Raw genomic sequence first — 16,913 nt, 5'->3', positions numbered from 1 at the left:
CTGAGTCAATATTTAGCCTACTAGTGGATTGATAATCTTTTACCTAACATCGGCTCTGACATCATTATGAGGAGCGTATTGTGAATAACAACATCAACGACAACATCAAAGATAAAGTCATCGTTATTACCGGGGCGAGCAGCGGCCTCGGGCTGGCGGCGGCGCGCCTGCTGAGTGAGCAGGGCGCACGCGTGGTACTCGGTGCGCGACGTATCGAGCGCTTGCAACAGCTGGCCGATGAGTTAAATAACGCAGGACATCAGGCACTCGCCGTTGCCACAGACGTTACCGTGCTCGATGCGGTAAAACATCTGGTTGATAGTGCGGTGCAAACATTCGGGCGAATCGATGTCATGGTCAACAACGCCGGGCTTATGCCGATTTCGGCGCTTGAACGACTGAAGGTTGAGGATTGGGATCGCACAATTGATGTCAATCTGAAGGGCGTACTCTATGGCATCGCCGCCGCTCTGCCGCACATGCAGCGCCAGAAGGCTGGACATTTCATCAATGTATCCTCGGTTGCCGGTCACAAGATTATGGCAAACGGCGCCGTTTACTCGGCAACCAAACATGCGGTACGCGCCTTGTCAGAAGGTCTGCGACAAGAGGTCAAACCTTGGAATATCCGCACCACGATCGTTTCACCGGGTGCCGTCGATACTGAACTGCCAAGCAGCATCACCGAGCAGGACGTGGCGCAAGGCATGTTGGGGTTCTATCAGGCCAACGCTATCCCGGCCGACTCTTTCGCCCGAGCCATCGCCTTCGCCATCGGTCAGCCCGATGATATGGATGTAAACGAGATATTGTTCCGACCGACCAAGCAGATTCCTTAAAGGGGAGGAGGTATATTTATTAAAGATTTATTGGTTGGTCTTTACTGTTATAGCTAGCCTTTGTATTTATTGGCCCAATGAAAACAATAGCCGTTTTTGTTGGGCCTATTTATAGGCTGAAAAGAAAGAGAGTAAATAAGCTGCCTGACTGGGACAGTCTGTGATAGATGAGTTGAGTTTATACCTGATTGGACTTCATTAAGATGCTTTTCAGTGGAAGATATTTATAAACTAAATAATATGTAACCTATTTTCCAAACTAACGGATTGCTGTAGTTAAGCGTGAAAAAAAACCGGCCTTATGTGGCCGGTTGTAATTTATTTAAAAGGGTTTTTGAATTTTTCGAGATATTCCTGCCCAAATTTGTAAGAGGCATAATCAGTCATATGTCCTATATCGCGATAGACAGGGACACCATTAATGTCTGTTTTACACGAATCCTTTGAACATTGTACGTCTTTGGGATCAATGATGATCAACGTTGGGTATTCATTTTTTAATGTATTAAATAACGTAGTAAACCACTCATTACTATCCCCATGCCATAATGCAGCGTTGCAAGAGTCACCACTGTATTGCTCTCTTAATTTTATACGTCGCTGAAAACAGGTCATATAATTCTCAGGCATTGGGTAGATAGTTTTTATAATAACAGGTTTTGCACCCGACTTTACGATTATATCTAATGCTTTTCTTATCGAAATTTTAATTCTTTCTCTTGATAATTCAATTGAACGTTTGTCATTTTCATTATTAATAATATGATCGCCAGAATATGCATCCCACACTTCGCCTATTATGACATAGTCAAAATTTCCATTTCTAATATGATCATAGTATTTTTCAGTATTGTCATGACACTCTTGGTATACTCTATTCTTAAAGTACCACCAATCAAATTGGTAGATCCCTGGTAGAGTTAAACATGAAGATGTGCCTTGGGCTAAAACTGACATATCTGCATTTTTTGCCAAGGTATCAATAAATCCCCAGAAATGGTTGGAGTGAGAATCACCGATTAAAAATGCTTTTTTGCTTGAGTTATGCACTCCTATAATGCAATTAGTATTACTACCATCATTATTATTTCCATCAATACATAATGGTCGCTCAGATGATGAAAATTCTCTTAGAGAAGATTCAATGTGCGCATACTCAGAGCCAAATCGACTTTCAAATCCTATATATTTATCACTGATAGGATATAATGCTAAGAATAATACTGCAGGGGTTAATATAAGTACGATAAATGATTTTTTTAATGACCAACGTTTTTTTCTACATGGTTTTTCGATGAAAACATATGAGATATATGCGAGAGCAAAAGTTAGGGTGAAGCATGTAAGTATAAAGGTTGTATTTTCAGTAAACCCTATATATCTGGCAAGTGCGAAGATAGGCCAATGCCATAAATATAAAGAATAAGAAATAGAACCAATAAAAACCAATGGTGACAGAGACAGTATACGTGATACAAGTCCCTTGTCTGAACTACCTGTTAGTATTAATAATGCCGTAGCGACAGAGACAATTACAGCGTGATAATCAGGATAGCCTAGGACAATATTTTCTCTTGTTGCACAATAAAATATTGCCGCAAGAGACAGTAGACCTAACACAGAGGAAATATTTTTTTTGAATTTTAATTTTGTGTATCCAAGCAATACAAGGCTACCGCCGATCAAAAATTCAAAAATACGAGAGCTGAGAAAATAATAACTTTTATTTGGGTATTTATCAGATAGGTATAGTGATATTCCTAGCATGAAAAAGGTGAGGGATACAGTTACTATTTTTATATTTTTTTCTGATAAATAGCGATTTAGTAAAAAGAGTCCCATTGGCAAAAATAAATACCATTGCCATTCGATAGATAGTGACCAGGTATGTAATAGAAGCAAATATGCCGCGTCTGGGGCAGCATATCCGGTCGTAGAGCGTTCAAAATACTGGTTTGATATTAATAGTGTTGTGTATTTTGCACTCTTAATGTAATCAATGAAGTCATTTGGTAGGTAAAATATTACTGATAATATCAGAGTGAAAATGACAACGGAGATTAATGCGGGTTGCAATCTCCATAAACGTCGAACATAAAAATCAGATAATGAAAATGTGTTTTTATTTAATGAGTTATTTATTATTGATGTTATTAAAAAACCAGAAATAACGAAAAATATATCAACACCAATAAAACCAGAAGGAAAGATACCTAATCCGGCGTGGAACATCAAAACAAAAAGTACTGCGATTGCCCTTAGTCCATCAATGTCTGAACGATAATGCATTTTAAATCCATGTGTTATTAAAAATCGCTCTTACGAAGCTTAATACTTTCTCATTCAATCACTTTTATTAATCGTGACATGCGAAATCGAAGCCCATAATTTCAATAGACCCGAAGTATAACACTTATTAGAGCGCTTGAAGAGATGTCGCGCTCACTGATTGTACAGAGCTGCTCTTTTTATTTTTGTATGATGTCTCGCAAAGTGAATAAAACCCACGTCCCCAAAGCAATTCGTAACCATTTGATTAAAAAGAAAATTTAAATAAAATATCAAAGAAAATCATAATTGATTGATTTTAAAAAATTTATTTGAAGAATGGGAATGCTGTCGGATAGGAAGCGAAAGAATTAGCAGGCGAAAAAAACCTCCGCTGGTGGCAGAGGTTCTTTTAACAGAAGGAGCCGCGTATCTTTTACGTATCCTTTTCTGTCTAGATGGTGTCAGAGCTTGGTCCTAACTCCGCACATAAGTTACTGGTTTTTATGTGCTTGTCCCGCTACTGTCCTATCTAAATTGGGCTGGCGGAGTCTGAATTGGTTATGTAATCCTTTGTTTTTTATTGCCTTCTCCTCAATTCAACTTTGCGAAGGGGCCTATAGAGGGGCCTAAAAGAAATTATCATGTATATGGGGGAGCGGAGCCATATGAAAATTGGCTCCGAGTGTTAAGGTTCTGTCAGGATAGAGGGTTACTTTTCCCCTAACTCGATCTTCATGCTGAGGTCATATTCCACTGTTTCAATGATACGGTTGTAAGCCTCAATAATTTTACTGAGCGAGGCTTTACGACCAGCGGCATTAAACCTTCCAAGTTCAATGACGTTTGATGCTATAAACTGTTCAAACTCCAGGATATCAACACGACCATCGTATACGCCATTAGAAACATTCTCGAGTAATGTTTCTAATACAAATGCACCCTTAGACGACGTAATTACGAGTGGCTTATAACCCCCTTCCAGGTTTGCGATACACTTGCTCAGCAATGCTTCTGTTGGTAGGTTGGTAACATGTAACACCATGTCTTCATAGTCAAAATCACCACTGCGACTGGAGCCTGAATCGTTCTGATTCGAATGATGATGGGTAACTTTCCCTTCTCCAAGGAGTACATCCAATTTGGCTCCAACCATATGCTGCATCAGTGTACCTACAAATCTGGTACCAGTACCTTCATTTTGTCTATTTTGCGCTTGAGTCAGCAAATGGCGAATAGCTCGACGAACTCCCCATTGGGGATCGATGCTTAAAACAAATGGGCGTCTTTCAAAATACTCTTTGGCCTTATTAATCCAGAAGCATTCACACCGAAATAGATCTATAGAACCGTTGATTTGGTAATAATTATTTAACAACTCAATGTATCCCAGCATGAGTTGCATACTACCACGACTAGTACGACCGCCTTCGCTGGCTAATATTCTTTCAATTCCATGATCAGCCAACACTTTTTGCGTTGCCGGACCCCCTAACCCTTTTACCTGGCCTTGTTTACCAGTCTTCCAATCATCACTATTTAAAGGCCATTCCAGGATTTCGCCCCTTTGCTTCTCAAGTGCATGTCGGTTAATAACTAACAGAGCTGCAATGGGTCCCTTATTCCCATTTACCGAGTTACTTACAGAAAATGCTTCCAGTACTGTGTCAATTGCAGATGTTGAATTCATTACGCAACCTTTTTCTGATTCAATACAGTATTGTACGATTCTGAAAGGATAGCTTCAAAGATGAATCTGGAAAGATGTCTAACAACAGGTACAACAACGCCATCACCTGCAATATGATAAGCATCGTTATAGTTATCCGGGAGTTTGTAGGTATCAGGTAACCCCATTAAGCGAGCCGCCTCTCTCGGGGAGAGGAGACGTGAACGAATCTGATCCCCCTCTACGACCAAGATGCTCTGGCGGCTAGAACCGCCCGCAGGTGTACGTAAACATCCGGCAATACCATCAAATCGTACTTCTGCTCGTTGCGCTTTTATACCGTTATCATCTTTGCGTGTACGCTTATAAAGACCGCCAACTACAAGCTGCTCTGACTTCATAGCAGCTTTGACTTTGCTGAGATTTGCTACAGTCATCATTGACAGTAATAGCTTGGTTTTCTCAGGAGAGTCCCATTTTACCCCGACAGGCTCTTCATCGATTATGTCAGTAAATGTGATTAACCGCTTATCAGGTAGGGGTAAATTCCACCATAACCATAATTCCTGAGCTTTCTCTGATAGTCCGTTGAAAGCAGTAATCATCCGTTCTGGGTGCCATGGAGTGACTGGTGTTTGAGATATTAGTTGTTGTGGTAATTCTACTGTCGGATGGATGGCCACAATGAAAACTCGAGGGCGTGACTGGGGTACGAAATGGACAGCATCAATCATCATCGCGCCAAAGCGATAACCAGCATCAGATAAAACAGTACCTATTGAGGCGAAATCCTTTCCCTTATTTGACGTCAAAACACCATAGACATTTTCAAGCACAATTATTTGAGGTGCTCGATTTTCTGTCATAAGACTTCGCATGAGTTGCCAGAAAGGCCAGAATGTCCCTGAACGGGTTTGAGTCACATCATCCTCGCTACCAATGCCTTTATATCCGCCTGCGAGAGAGAGGTCCTGGCAAGGGAAAGAAGCCCATACCAGGTCAGCCTGGTCGGGAAGTTGTTTGCTGGTAATCTTATTTATATCTTCAACTAATAAATCTAATCCACCATGCCAGTTGTTCCTGTAAGCATGTCCCTTCATTGGGCTAAAATCATTAGCAAAGAGGCAATTCCAATGTTCACCTAAACCAGCCCGAGCCATGCCACCTCCGGCAAAAAACTCGTAAAAAGAGGGGCCGGATCGATCCATCTGGTCTGGAATAGTTCTCGCGTTTTCCATATCACGTTGAATCTTTTCGTTAATGGCCTCAGTAATCCATGCACTCATCTTGATCTTTCCACCATCAAGTTGGCATAAACGAGATATTTCGTTGTATTGCTCGTTTGTAAGTCGGAGACTGGTACGATAGTTTGTTGAGGTGCTCATAAAATACCCTAAACTTGGCGCCAAATTTTGGCTCCTTTCCTAAAGCATATCGAACTGAGAGAATCTGTCAATTTGAAATGACGCTCTCAACTAATGACTACGTTTTCGACTAACGTAGCAAAAACAAAATCGCCTACCACTCCCAGCAGGCGCAGTATGCGATAAATTAAAGAGAAGGAAAGTTCAGAAAGGTGAATCAGGAAGATGACTCGCAAGATTGAGTTGTGTGGTTACTCACCTGTACCAGACGAGCTTCCAAGTAGGACATGATTCCCGCTACAGTTCTAACGATGTTCTGCGTATACCGCCAGCACGCCGTGAATGTTACGCCTGTTTCTCGCAGGTGTCGGTCAAGCAGCGTTAAAGCGCGTTTTACCATGCGTTGTACGGTCAGTGGGAGTACAGTAATCAGTGGGGTAAGTGACTGTTCCATCATAAGTATCCTCGGTTGCTGGTCACAAGATTATGGCAAACGGCACCGTTTACTCGGCAACCAAACATGCGGTACGCGCCTTGTCAGAAGGTCTGCGACAAGAGGTCAAACCCTGGAATATCCGTACCACAATCGTTTCACCGGGTACCGTCGATACTGAACTGCCAAGCAGCATCACCGAGCAGGATGTGGCGCAAGGCATGTTGGGGTTCTATCAGGCCAACGCTATCCCGGCCGACTCTTTCGCCCGAGCCATCGCCTTCGGTCAGCCTGATGATATGGATGTGAACGAGATATTGTTCCGGCCGACCAAGCAGATTCCTTAAAGAGGCAGGATTAGATTTAATGCGGGGTAATTTGGGGAATTTACTGCTCGCATTGTAATTAGTGGTATTCGCTCATGGCGTTTAAAGCTGCAAATCTTGTGATTTGCGGCTTTTTTTGGCTGGGGTATTTGGTAATTTATCCCCTTATTCTTCATCACTTGCATAGAGCGATCGGCGCAACATTTCCAACCGTTCCCACAGCACAAAGGCGATCACTTCCTTCACCCATTTATCACTCAGCATCAGCAGCGTGTAATTGAGCGCGAAGCACTGATCGCAAAGTTCAGCGGGTTCAAGTTCAACATCGTCAAATAAGCCATCGTTAGCGGGCAGAGTGGCGGATTGATGATACTCGGGGATGGGTAAATTCAGCGTAGCTTGCAAGGCTTTCAAATGGGTTTCCATCATCAGGCACAGCGTATGTTGCGCATGATTATTCTGCGGGCCGATCAGCGCGTGTGCCAATAAGCGACAACTATTACACAGCGACCAGGAGTCGGGTGGTGATTGGGGGGAAAGTTGGTTATATCGTCCGGTGAAAGTTTCCTCCGGATGGTTGCCGTTATTAATTGTGTACATGTTCCTTCCTCAATTATTTGCTTTCCATGCGCGATGCATTGGGAATGAATTATCTACAATGTTTAGTAAGTCTAAACAACAATGATGTTAAGGGATGCTAAACATGACGTCAATATGATTTATTGATGATTTGTCTATGGTCCCTAAACGTCTTAAAACGGCTCGTCTTGCCGCAAAACTAAGCCAAGAAAAACTCGGCGTTTTGGCGGGCATTGAAGAATCAACTGCTCGTTCGCGGGTATCTCAATACGAATCCGGCGTTCACCGACCGACATTTGAAATGATGTGCGCCTTTGCCAAAGTGCTTAACATCCCCGAAGGCTATTTTTATACGCTTGATGATCAGTTTGCGGAGAAATTATTGGCGTTGTTTAAAGGGGAGGATGGGGAGTGAGAGGGGATTTACTGTTTTCCCTGATGTTTGCGTTTTGCCATAGCGTGGAGCAGGGCAGGTGGTGTTGCTGAATCTTGTCATAACGACGCGGCAAATTGTTGCTGATCTCCAATTTCAAGTTTTAATAAAATCGTTTCATCTTTAGCTTGTTTTTTTGCTTCCTGCACTGTTTTCATTGCCTCAATCCCTTTTTTTTCATGAGAAAATTATTTTTGTGAACTGTGAAATATAAAACGCCCGATGCTAAACATAGGGCGTTGTTATTAACCTATATAAATAAAATAACTATTTATTATCTCTAGGTTTGCCAGCGTCATCACGTTTTTTACGCTCACGCCCATCTTCATTTCTGGATCTTGGCTGTTCTCCGCCGCCAGGCTTGGGAACATTTACGTCTTTGTTAATTGGTCGTCTATCGGTCATCTTCTAGTCCTTTTATATACATAAAACTACTAAACAATTCCCTGCTACACCAATATAGGTATGTATTACCTCGGTATAGCTCACTAAGAATGTTCGACGATGGGTAGTAAGTCAAATTGATATTTTTTATTTTTATGCAGAATTATTAGCTTTTATTCGCCGAATAATTTGGGGGGACTATCAACGATAGAGATCCTGCCATATATGATTAATCAATCCACCGACCTACCTCGGCCGATTTAATCAGCATCTCGACTGTCAATGGCTTTGGCTGATGATGGTCGGTTTGCAGATATTTGGGCAGAATGGCGTTAGGAAGAAAAGGGATATTTTCATCAGCATAAGCATATTGCCCCCGACTACTATTGGATCACTTTTGTGGTGTGCTCCCGGTTTCAATGCATATTGGACCACACCAGCGAAGCTCTTACCTTGTATTCCCTTCATACGAAAAAACTATCTTAAGAACGGCTCAGAAGCTGTAAAACATGATCGAAGCTCTTTAATTTTTTTTGATAGCGAAGATCTCTGTTTTCGTTAACTCACCATTATGAAAGTCTGGACCTCGGTGGACAGTTAGTGTTTCCTAACTATAGCCGGAGGTCTAGATATGATGGATGCTAAAGCGAAGCGAGATATAACACTCAAAACAAAAGTCTTGAACTATGCAAATAATGCCAGAAATGTCGCAAAAACCTGTCGACATTTCAGTATTAGCAGACAGATCTATTACACATGGAAAAAAGCCTATGAGTGCTATGGAGAACAAGGGTTAATCAATCATAAGCCTTGCCCAGAAAATCCTACTCGACGTGTGGCAAAGCACATTGAAGAGCAAATAATTTACTTGCGTACAACCTATCATTTTTGGCCTCAGAGAATATCGTGGTACTTGTTACGATTTCATAATATCAAGGTATCTCGCTCTGGCTGTTATTACGTCCTTCTTCGAAATAGACTAAATCAACTTCCACAAAATCAGCGACAACGCTCTAAGCCGTTGTTCAAGCGCTATGAGAAACAGGTTCCTGGCCATCATGTGCAGGTTGATGTTAAATTCTTGTTTTTTAATAACCCTGATGGTCAACGGATTAAACGTTTTCAATATACCGCAATTGATGATGCTACTCGGATACGCGCCTTAAAAATTTATGAGCGGCATAATCAAGCCAATGCGATTGATTTTATTAATTATGTTGTGGATAAGTTTCCTTTCCGAATAAAAACCATCAGGACAGACAATGGCCATGAATTTCAGGCTAAATTTAACTGGTATGTGCATGAGTTAGGTATGGAGCATGTTTATATCAAACCAGCTACACCGAGATTAAATGGAAAAGTAGAACGCTCTCATCTGACCGACAAACAAGAATTTTATCAGCTTATCGATTATACGGATGATGTCGACCTCCATGAAAAATTGGCAGAGTGGGAGGTATTTTATAACTGTCATCGCCCCCATTCAGCACATGGTGGAAAAACACCTTATGAAGTGTTAAAAACTAAACTGGGCATTTAAGATCAAATGTCAACCGAGGTCCTGAGTGACACACAGTGTATTCGCAATGATTGAGATTTATTATCGCTAATAGGTTTAAAATTATTTGCATACGACAATTTTATTATTTCACTCATATAAACTCCTTTTCATGTGTGTATTTACTTTAAAGTGAGCAATTCCTTTGCACCACATTATATATTTGTAGTATAAATAGAATTCATGTCAATGAGTTAGGTTCGACTTTGACTTTTTTTTTCAACCGAAGGGCGAAAAACAAGGGAACTCAAAGAAGCGGAGCTTCGATGAGTTAGCCCTTGCTTTATTAGCATGTTAAACCATCATGATAATAGCTTATACATTTTTGATTCATCCATCTGTGGTTGGGTTCTAAAGATAAAGCCTTCACATTCATTTACAGATTTAGAAATTAACATGCTTAGTTTTTTTATATTATCCTTTTGCAATTCAGTGGAGTTTTCAATAAAGCTATCCATTTCGGAAAATTCAATCTGCTCAATAAATGTGTATAGAGAGCGAATTATACCAGCAACAATGTCAGAAATTTGAATTTCAATATTATTTTCCGATTTTATGAATTTGAAATTCAGCCCATAATATTGATTTTTTTCGTCACCGATAAATTCATTTTTTGTTGAAATTACCAGATGCGGTTCAACTACGTCTTCTTCATCAAGTAAGTGCTGGGAGTTTCTAAATCCATTTAATCGATTAAGATAGAAATGAGAAAATGAATCTATAAGAAGGTCTTTATCATTGAATGTTAATTCGGCATTATCAATGTCTTTACAGATGGACAGGAGCCTTGTTAGTTCTAGCAATGATTTCTCAATGTGGTTTGGATTCTTATGCTTGTAGCTAAGGTAACTATTTGTGTGACTTCTACAAAATTTGTGAAGGGATTTGTAAAATTTATTAGCATCATTATTATTTATTTCAGGATAATTAAAATAATTCATCAATTTTAAAAAACCAGTTTTGTCTTTTTTGATAAGTATATATAGGGCATTTTTGTAAAAATCGAGTTGTGATCTAAGAAAAGTATTGTTATGAAATGCTTTTTTGAATAAAAAACTGTTTTTGTCGTCGAATAAATAGTGTGCAAGGTCTTCGATGATATCAAGGAAAGACCAGTAGACCGTATTTGTTGCGTAATAATGAATAAAGAAATTGCTCTCAAGCAACCATGTTAGAAACACATGAATATTTTTATTATTCATCAATTCAGGAAAGCTACCTGTTCCGACATGTTTTAGTTTTATTTCTTTAACATTGCTCTGGATATTAAGTAATGTTCTTACTTCTTGTGCTGAAATATTGTGTTTAGTTTGGTTTGTAACAATCCCAGCTAATACAAAAATAGGTGAGTAAGTACTTTGAGGGTTATTGTCAACATTATATTTATTACCTTGCAGAGTAAAAGTTCTTATGTTGTTACTTTCATCGTAATAAAAAATATATTCTTTATTGCTCGTGGCGTACCCATATTTCATTTTTTATTCTCCATTGTATATTAAAGTTTATCATAGTACTCTACTAAACCTTGGCAAAATTCTTTACCTGCAGAAACGTCGCCAAATTTACCAATCCTTTTTTTTAAAATAACAGCCTTTTCATTTTTATGAAGTGTTGTGTTTAAATTATTTTGAATATTATGATAGAAAAGGACTCTTAAGTATTCACCGATATGAGAATGTTGCAAGTGAAAATCTATAACTTTGGCTGTTTGCCATACGGTTGTTTGAAATTCAATTAATTTATCATTTTTTATTTTTTCACTGGGTAATGTAGTGATTTTACCATTTGCTCTGGAGCTTTCAATGTCTCTACCAAAAGCATGAGCAATTTTATTTCTTATATCTTGCATTTTATCCAGTTCAGATATGTTTTTGATAAGTTTATCCGGAGCATGGTCGAAAATTTTTATATATGTATTCACTCTTGATTGCCATGTTCCTTTAGTACAACCTATAACCATTTCTTTTATACCATGGTTTTTTTGTTTATCATATTTTAGCAGCTCAATACCATCTATTCTCTTTGAAACACCGTACAGAACACCAATGTCAGATTCTATAGCTAAAGGAATGACTGTTGCCATATACGTTTCTAAGTTCGACATCATTGCAAGAAGTGCATTGAGATTCATCCAGTTTTGTAATTCATTGAAAGAATTGCTCCATTCTTTGATATTTTTAAATCTAGTATCATTCATATGCCCTTTTAATTTGAGAGATGAATCAAAGTAACTGATAACCTCAGATTCAAAATTTGCCCCTTTTTCTTTCAGGTTGCTATAGGTAAATTTATGACTATTATCAAATGTTATTAGCATTCTCAATAATTCATTGTTATGCTTTTTAAATACTCGCCATGCCCAAGATGACTGTGATTGAGGAATCCAGCGATCAAACTTGTAGTTGCTTTTTGACATATTAAAATCACCTGTGAGGGATATAGATCTAAATTTTATCTCTTTCCTTATAATAGCACAGCTAAATTAATTTTTCATTGGGTGAAAATAATGTAATCATTAATCTTAAAACATAATAAAAAGGATGTTTTTTTTCCATTTTAAATGATGTATATTTCGAATTTAGTGGATGTAGTACAAATGCCAGTGGGTATATATTTCAGTTTTCTATAAAAACATGTCATTCTGCAAGCAATATATTATAATAGCTTCATCGATTGCACACCACAAATGAGATCATTATGAATATTAAACCCCTCCTTTACTCCTTTACTCCTTTACTCCTTTACTCCTTTACTCCTTTACTCCTTTACTCCTTTACTCCTTTACTCCTTTAGTTGTTTTGTTTCATTGGCACAAGCATCAGAATTGCCTAAACAAGTCCCAGAAATATGATCCTACCCGTGAATAGTGGACACGCGACTAAGTGAGTAAACTCTTAAGTAAGAGGTGACTCATGACAAAACCAGTATCAACCAATAAGAAACCACGTAAGCAACACACACCTGAATTCCGCCAGGAAGCCCTGAAACTCGCGGAACGTATTGGCGTTGCCGCCGCAGCCCGTGAACTCAGTCTTTATGAATCACAGCTTTATGCCTGGCGCAGCAAGCTGAAAAATACTCATTCATCTTCCGAACGTGAGCAGGAAATGTCTGTTGAAATTGCCCGCCTTAAGCGGCAACTTGCGGAGCAGGCCGAGGAACTCGCCATTCTCCAAAAGGCCGCGACATACTTCGCGAAGCGCCTGAAATGAAGTATGTCTTTATCGAAAAACATCAGGCTGAGTTCAGCGTCAAAGCTATGTGCCGTGTACTTCGGGTTGCTCGAAGCGGCTGGTATGCTTGGTGCCTACGTCGCCATCGGATAAGCCCACGCCAGCAGTTTCGTCTCGTCTGCGATGAGGCAGTCGGTAAGGCATTTACTGAGGCAAAACAGCGTCATGGTGCACCTCGTCTTGCTGACGAACTGCCGGAATACAACATCAAAACTATTGCCGCCAGCCTGAGCCGTCAGAGACTGCGGGCGAAAGCGAGCCGCAAGTTCAGTCCGGTTAGTTACCGTGAGCACGGCTTGCCCGTGTCAGAGAACCTGCTGAAACAGGATTTTTACGCCAGTGGTCCAAACCAGAAGTGGGCAGGCGACATCACGTATCTACGCACGGATGAAGGCTGGCTGTATCTGGCGGTGGTCATTGACCTGTGGTCGCGTGCCCTCATTGGCTGGTCGATGTCGCCGCGTATGACCGCGCAACTGGCCTGCGATGCGCTGCAAATGGCACTCTGGCGGCGTAAACGTCCGAAAAATGTCATTGTTCACACTGACCGTGGTGGTCAGTACTGTTCATCGCATTATCAGGCCTTGCTGAAACGTCATAATCTGCGCGGGAGCATGAGCGCAAAAGGCTGCTGCTATGACAATGCCTGCGTGGAAAGTTTCTTTCATTCACTGAAGGTGGAATGTATCCACGGAGAACGCTTTGCCAGCAGGGAAATAATGAGGGCGGCGGTGTTTAATTATATCGAGTGCGATTACAATCGCTGGCGTCGCCACAGTGCGTGCGGCGGTCTAAGCCCGGAATAATTTGAAAACCAGAATCTCGCTTAGGGCGGTGTCCACATTACACGGGTAAGATCATTTTCACGTCATATCCACAATGCTTACGTTTCTGCAGCCCCTTTTCTGGCTAGCCGCCTTTAAAGACTTGCGCATGCATAGGGGGCCTGGATTTGCATGCAATCAGGAGTGCTCAAAATGGCTCAAAACCCTTGCTGCACTGGCTTTCAGAGATTTTACTTCATGCATTAAAACCGGTGAGCTAAGCCAGCGGCGGGCAGGCGGGTAACATTGCGCGCTGAGGAGAGTTTGAACTAGACTCTACAATGAAGTTATAAATAGGTATCTATAACATACTAGTAAGCACAGATAGCTTAAGTATATTATTAATATGGCATACGCATCATAATTGTATTTGTGATTTTTTTAGTATTATATAGATTCAGATGAAAGTGATTTTCTAGTTTCTACTATGCCACTGATTATTTAAATAAATCAGTGGCACCAGAATTATTTTGTGATCCCACCTATTACTTTCATTGAATTAGTTATTACTTTGATTAGAGCATCATCCCCAAAACAGTTCTCTTTAAGTGCTAGTGAGACATATTTTTTCAAGGTCTCGATAGCGTGTGTGTTTTTTGGGGAAAGTGATATGATTTTTGTTAGTTCAGAGCATAACGATGTATAAGAGTAGGAATCAGTTGCACGGCTTTTGATTTCTCCTTCAAGCCAGCTAATTCCTTCAAGATATTCATCATATTCTCTCATGCCTTCAGTTCTATATTTTTTTAAAAGAAGGTGGCCGAGGGCATGTCTGATCTGGAATGAGTCATAGAGATCTAATCCTCTCCTGAAACAGTGTAAAGCTTCCGGAACCTGTGAATCCTTTTCCAAAAAACGGCCATACTGCAGCCAGAATACACCATCTTGAGCGTATAATGATTGGCATGTTGAATATATTTCATGTATATATTTGTAATCATCTTTATTAGAAAATATTTGTTCTGATAAAAAATGATATGAAAGAATACTTCGATAAATTCTGTAGCTTATCGGATGCATTTTTATATCATCAATAGTGAATTTTTTTGACATACAATGCATGAGTTTGATAATTGTGTCTTTTACTTTTTCTTTTGTAAAACATTTTGTTAAATGAAACTCTGCAATAGTATAATGTCTCGCAGTTATACTTATCATTGAGTTTCCATGTTCACGAATATGAATTTTTCCATCAAGATCCTCTTTCAAGTAGCTCATGGTGGAGCTAATTGATATATTTTCAGTTTCAGAAAGATAGTTAAGTGGTAGTGGTAATTTGCAAGCAGTGACTAGGGAAATAGTTTCGTAAATAGACAGAGCCTGAGGCGAGGTAATCTCTTGGTATTCATCATTGAGTTTCTTTCTATATGATTCACCAGATGAAAGATCATATAATGTTGCAAGTAGGTCACCGTTATACCCCTTGTCGAAATTTATCACCTTGTTAATTCGTTGTTCACTGGTTAAATCTTTTAATTTCTCATAAATGACACCTAATGAGTCAGCCTTATTTAAGAGGCTAGCAGCATCACTACGATTTAATGTGGTAATTGTTTTTTTGTTTATGATTCTATTAGGTATTTGATATAAATGCCTATGATTACGATAGTACTGAACAGAACGATCTTCTGTTATTATGCAAAGTTTGCATCCAGTATTGTTATCCAAAGATCTTTGTATTATATCATTTACGGCATAAAAATGGTTAGCTGCAGAATCGATGTATATAACAACAAGGCCTTTTATATCTTTAATAACACTCCAAAGATGTTCAAGGTGAATTCCATTAATACCCATGAAGTTATAAATATTATCCTGTGTTTGCGATAATATTGATAATGCTTGAAAAGCAACTGTGGTTTTCCCCGAACCTACTGACCCAATGATATTTATAAGATTTGCTTTTTCGTTAGAGCTTTTAAACGATAATACTGAATTAACTATATGATCAACTGTATTGAATTTTGCGGGTACGTTGTGACTGATGTAAAACCAGTCTGGCATATCACCAAAGTAGAATCTTGTGTATGGGCCTGTCTTAGAACTCCAATGTCTAATCATGTCTCTAACAGACTCGAAATTCTCTGAGAACCATGCTAAAGCCTTGCTATTAGAATCTGTGTGTGACAAGAAAGGTGCTTTTCGTTTAATAAATTTAGTTGGTGACACATATTGGACATGCTCGAATAAAAGATTGAATAATTCATCTGCATTGCATTTTAGCGGTTTTATCCCTCTTCTTAAGTATGATTTTTCCTCCATAGCTGAGAAGTCTGTTAAGACTATCCAATTTGTCAGGTTAGGACTGGCATGATCCCAATTTTTTCTTTGCCTGATTGAGAATTCAATATCACTTTCCTTAAATTTTGACCCAACGAAAAGACAGTGTCCATGAGTTATATGTAATGCGCATCGACTTATCCAGTCACTTTGTTTAACTGTATTGTCTGCATAACTTACCGAATCGAATACAAAACCATCTTTTACCTTATTTACACAGCCATGAAGTTTAACAACTTCAGGACTTGTCGGAATACGAAATACTGGTTCTCTATCTAAATAATTGAATACATGATAATCAGGGTGACTTTTATCGTCTTTTTTAAGTATTTCTATACATTTTTCAGGAATGTCATCTATGTTTGTGGTGAAAATTATTCTCCACCAAAGTCTAAAAATACTTAATTGCCAATTTAAAGGCCTTTCACACATGAAATTAGAAACTAAGAAGTTTTCAAAATTATCAATTTCATCTTGTCCAGTACCAAAAGCCGTTTGCAAATCCGTATTGGAATAGTCACTCTCCTCATAGCCACATGCCTGGCATATTCTCTCGATTAGTTGGGACGTTGATGGAACCGTCATTTTATTAATGGATGGTGTTCCGATACTAGTTCCCGCGCCTAGGAATAAGGCAAGTTCACCCTTTTCAACTAATGGTAATATTTCCTTGATTATTATTTCTTTTACTTCAGCATCCATAGTTTCACCTCTAGCAGTTAA

At 39.4% G+C, this 16,913-nt stretch carries 12 protein-coding genes and 2 pseudogenes; 5 read left to right on the top strand and 9 right to left on the bottom strand.

Going from position 1 to position 16,913, the window contains the following annotated elements:
* Positions 1-92 precede the first annotated feature (92 nt).
* Complete coding sequence (locus tag ACL9RG_RS13725; protein ID WP_422793240.1) at positions 93-839, top strand: SDR family oxidoreductase; 747 nt, start codon at positions 93-95, stop codon at positions 837-839.
* 318 nt (positions 840-1,157) lie between these two features.
* Here ACL9RG_RS13725 and ACL9RG_RS13720 read toward each other — a convergent pair whose 3' ends face one another.
* From ACL9RG_RS13720 to ACL9RG_RS13705, 4 genes and pseudogenes are all read right to left on the bottom strand, one after another.
* On the bottom strand, positions 1,158-3,128 hold the full coding sequence (locus ACL9RG_RS13720) for an acyltransferase family protein (RefSeq protein WP_422793172.1): 1,971 nt from the start codon (positions 3,126-3,128) through the stop codon (positions 1,158-1,160).
* Between the two features lie 691 nt (positions 3,129-3,819).
* On the bottom strand, positions 3,820-4,797 hold the full coding sequence (locus ACL9RG_RS13715; protein WP_422793171.1) for a DUF4928 family protein: 978 nt from the start codon (positions 4,795-4,797) through the stop codon (positions 3,820-3,822).
* Positions 4,797-6,161, bottom strand: coding sequence for a DNA cytosine methyltransferase (locus ACL9RG_RS13710; protein WP_422793170.1), 1,365 nt, complete (start codon positions 6,159-6,161; stop codon positions 4,797-4,799). Before ACL9RG_RS13710 ends, ACL9RG_RS13715 begins: the two co-directional genes overlap by 1 nt.
* A 313-nt stretch (positions 6,162-6,474) precedes the next feature.
* Positions 6,475-6,597, bottom strand: a pseudogene (locus ACL9RG_RS13705) (hypothetical protein); the annotation flags it as partial.
* 14 nt (positions 6,598-6,611) lie between these two features.
* Here ACL9RG_RS13705 and ACL9RG_RS13700 point away from each other — a divergent pair.
* Positions 6,612-6,920, top strand: a pseudogene (locus ACL9RG_RS13700) (SDR family oxidoreductase); the annotation flags it as partial.
* Positions 6,921-7,064: 144 nt separating this feature from the next.
* Here the strand turns inward: ACL9RG_RS13700 and ACL9RG_RS13695 are convergent.
* Positions 7,065-7,499: a hypothetical protein gene (locus ACL9RG_RS13695; RefSeq protein ID WP_422793169.1), complete on the bottom strand. Its 435-nt coding sequence runs from the start codon at positions 7,497-7,499 to the stop codon at positions 7,065-7,067.
* Between the two features lie 136 nt (positions 7,500-7,635).
* On the opposite strand from ACL9RG_RS13695, the gene ACL9RG_RS13690 reads away from it, so the two are divergent.
* Positions 7,636-7,893 carry a helix-turn-helix domain-containing protein gene (locus tag ACL9RG_RS13690; RefSeq protein ID WP_422793168.1) on the top strand — a complete coding sequence of 86 codons (258 nt, stop codon included), beginning with the start codon at positions 7,636-7,638 and terminating at the stop codon, positions 7,891-7,893.
* Positions 7,894-8,524: 631 nt separating this feature from the next.
* Here ACL9RG_RS13690 and ACL9RG_RS13685 read toward each other — a convergent pair.
* Positions 8,525-8,644: a DUF1493 family protein gene (locus tag ACL9RG_RS13685; RefSeq protein WP_422793239.1), complete on the bottom strand. Its 120-nt coding sequence runs from the start codon at positions 8,642-8,644 to the stop codon at positions 8,525-8,527.
* A 282-nt stretch (positions 8,645-8,926) separates the two neighbouring features.
* Here ACL9RG_RS13685 and ACL9RG_RS13680 point away from each other — a divergent pair, with 282 nt between their 5' ends.
* Entirely contained in the window at positions 8,927-9,835 is a 909-nt protein-coding gene (locus tag ACL9RG_RS13680) for an IS481 family transposase (protein ID WP_422793167.1), read from the top strand.
* Positions 9,836-10,155: 320 nt separating this feature from the next.
* Here ACL9RG_RS13680 and ACL9RG_RS13675 read toward each other — a convergent pair whose 3' ends face one another.
* The gene (locus tag ACL9RG_RS13675) at positions 10,156-11,328 is read right to left on the bottom strand and encodes a DUF3800 domain-containing protein (RefSeq protein ID WP_422793166.1); all 1,173 of its coding nucleotides are present in this window, start codon (positions 11,326-11,328) and stop codon (positions 10,156-10,158) included.
* A gap of 20 nt (positions 11,329-11,348) precedes the next feature.
* Positions 11,349-12,269, bottom strand: coding sequence for a hypothetical protein (locus ACL9RG_RS13670; RefSeq protein WP_422793165.1), 921 nt, complete (start codon positions 12,267-12,269; stop codon positions 11,349-11,351).
* A gap of 496 nt (positions 12,270-12,765) precedes the next feature.
* Between ACL9RG_RS13670 and ACL9RG_RS13665 the strand changes: the two genes are divergently transcribed.
* Positions 12,766-13,892, top strand: a protein-coding gene (locus ACL9RG_RS13665) for an IS3 family transposase (protein ID WP_422793164.1) whose coding sequence is annotated in 2 segments (ribosomal slippage) — positions 12,766-13,024 and positions 13,024-13,892 — 1,128 coding nt in all. Because the reading frame shifts where the segments join, the coding sequence is not laid out codon by codon here.
* A 483-nt stretch (positions 13,893-14,375) separates the two neighbouring features.
* Here the strand turns inward: ACL9RG_RS13665 and ACL9RG_RS13660 are convergent.
* Positions 14,376-16,892: an SIR2 family protein gene (locus tag ACL9RG_RS13660; RefSeq protein ID WP_422793163.1), complete on the bottom strand. Its 2,517-nt coding sequence runs from the start codon at positions 16,890-16,892 to the stop codon at positions 14,376-14,378.
* Positions 16,893-16,913: the final 21 nt, after the last annotated feature.

Origin of the sequence: Rouxiella sp. Mn2063, assembly GCF_049319665.1 — a bacterium.
In the GTDB taxonomy this organism is placed as follows: domain Bacteria; phylum Pseudomonadota; class Gammaproteobacteria; order Enterobacterales; family Enterobacteriaceae; genus JBMOUD01.
This window is presented reverse-complemented; position numbering and strand designations above follow the sequence as displayed.

Bases quoted from the DNA above. Each gene is read 5' to 3' on its own strand.
- ACL9RG_RS13675 (WP_422793166.1), bottom strand. From the start codon at position 11,328: ATGAAATATGGGTACGCCACGAGCAATAAAGAATATATTTTTTATTAC.
- ACL9RG_RS13680 (WP_422793167.1), top strand. From the start codon at position 8,927: ATGATGGATGCTAAAGCGAAGCGAGATATAACACTCAAAACAAAAGTC.
- ACL9RG_RS13720 (WP_422793172.1), bottom strand. From the start codon at position 3,128: ATGCATTATCGTTCAGACATTGATGGACTAAGGGCAATCGCAGTACTT.
- ACL9RG_RS13695 (WP_422793169.1), bottom strand. From the start codon at position 7,499: ATGTACACAATTAATAACGGCAACCATCCGGAGGAAACTTTCACCGGA.
- ACL9RG_RS13690 (WP_422793168.1), top strand. From the start codon at position 7,636: ATGGTCCCTAAACGTCTTAAAACGGCTCGTCTTGCCGCAAAACTAAGC.
- ACL9RG_RS13715 (WP_422793171.1), bottom strand. From the start codon at position 4,797: ATGAATTCAACATCTGCAATTGACACAGTACTGGAAGCATTTTCTGTA.
- ACL9RG_RS13710 (WP_422793170.1), bottom strand. From the start codon at position 6,161: ATGAGCACCTCAACAAACTATCGTACCAGTCTCCGACTTACAAACGAG.
- ACL9RG_RS13670 (WP_422793165.1), bottom strand. From the start codon at position 12,269: ATGTCAAAAAGCAACTACAAGTTTGATCGCTGGATTCCTCAATCACAG.
- ACL9RG_RS13660 (WP_422793163.1), bottom strand. From the start codon at position 16,892: ATGGATGCTGAAGTAAAAGAAATAATAATCAAGGAAATATTACCATTA.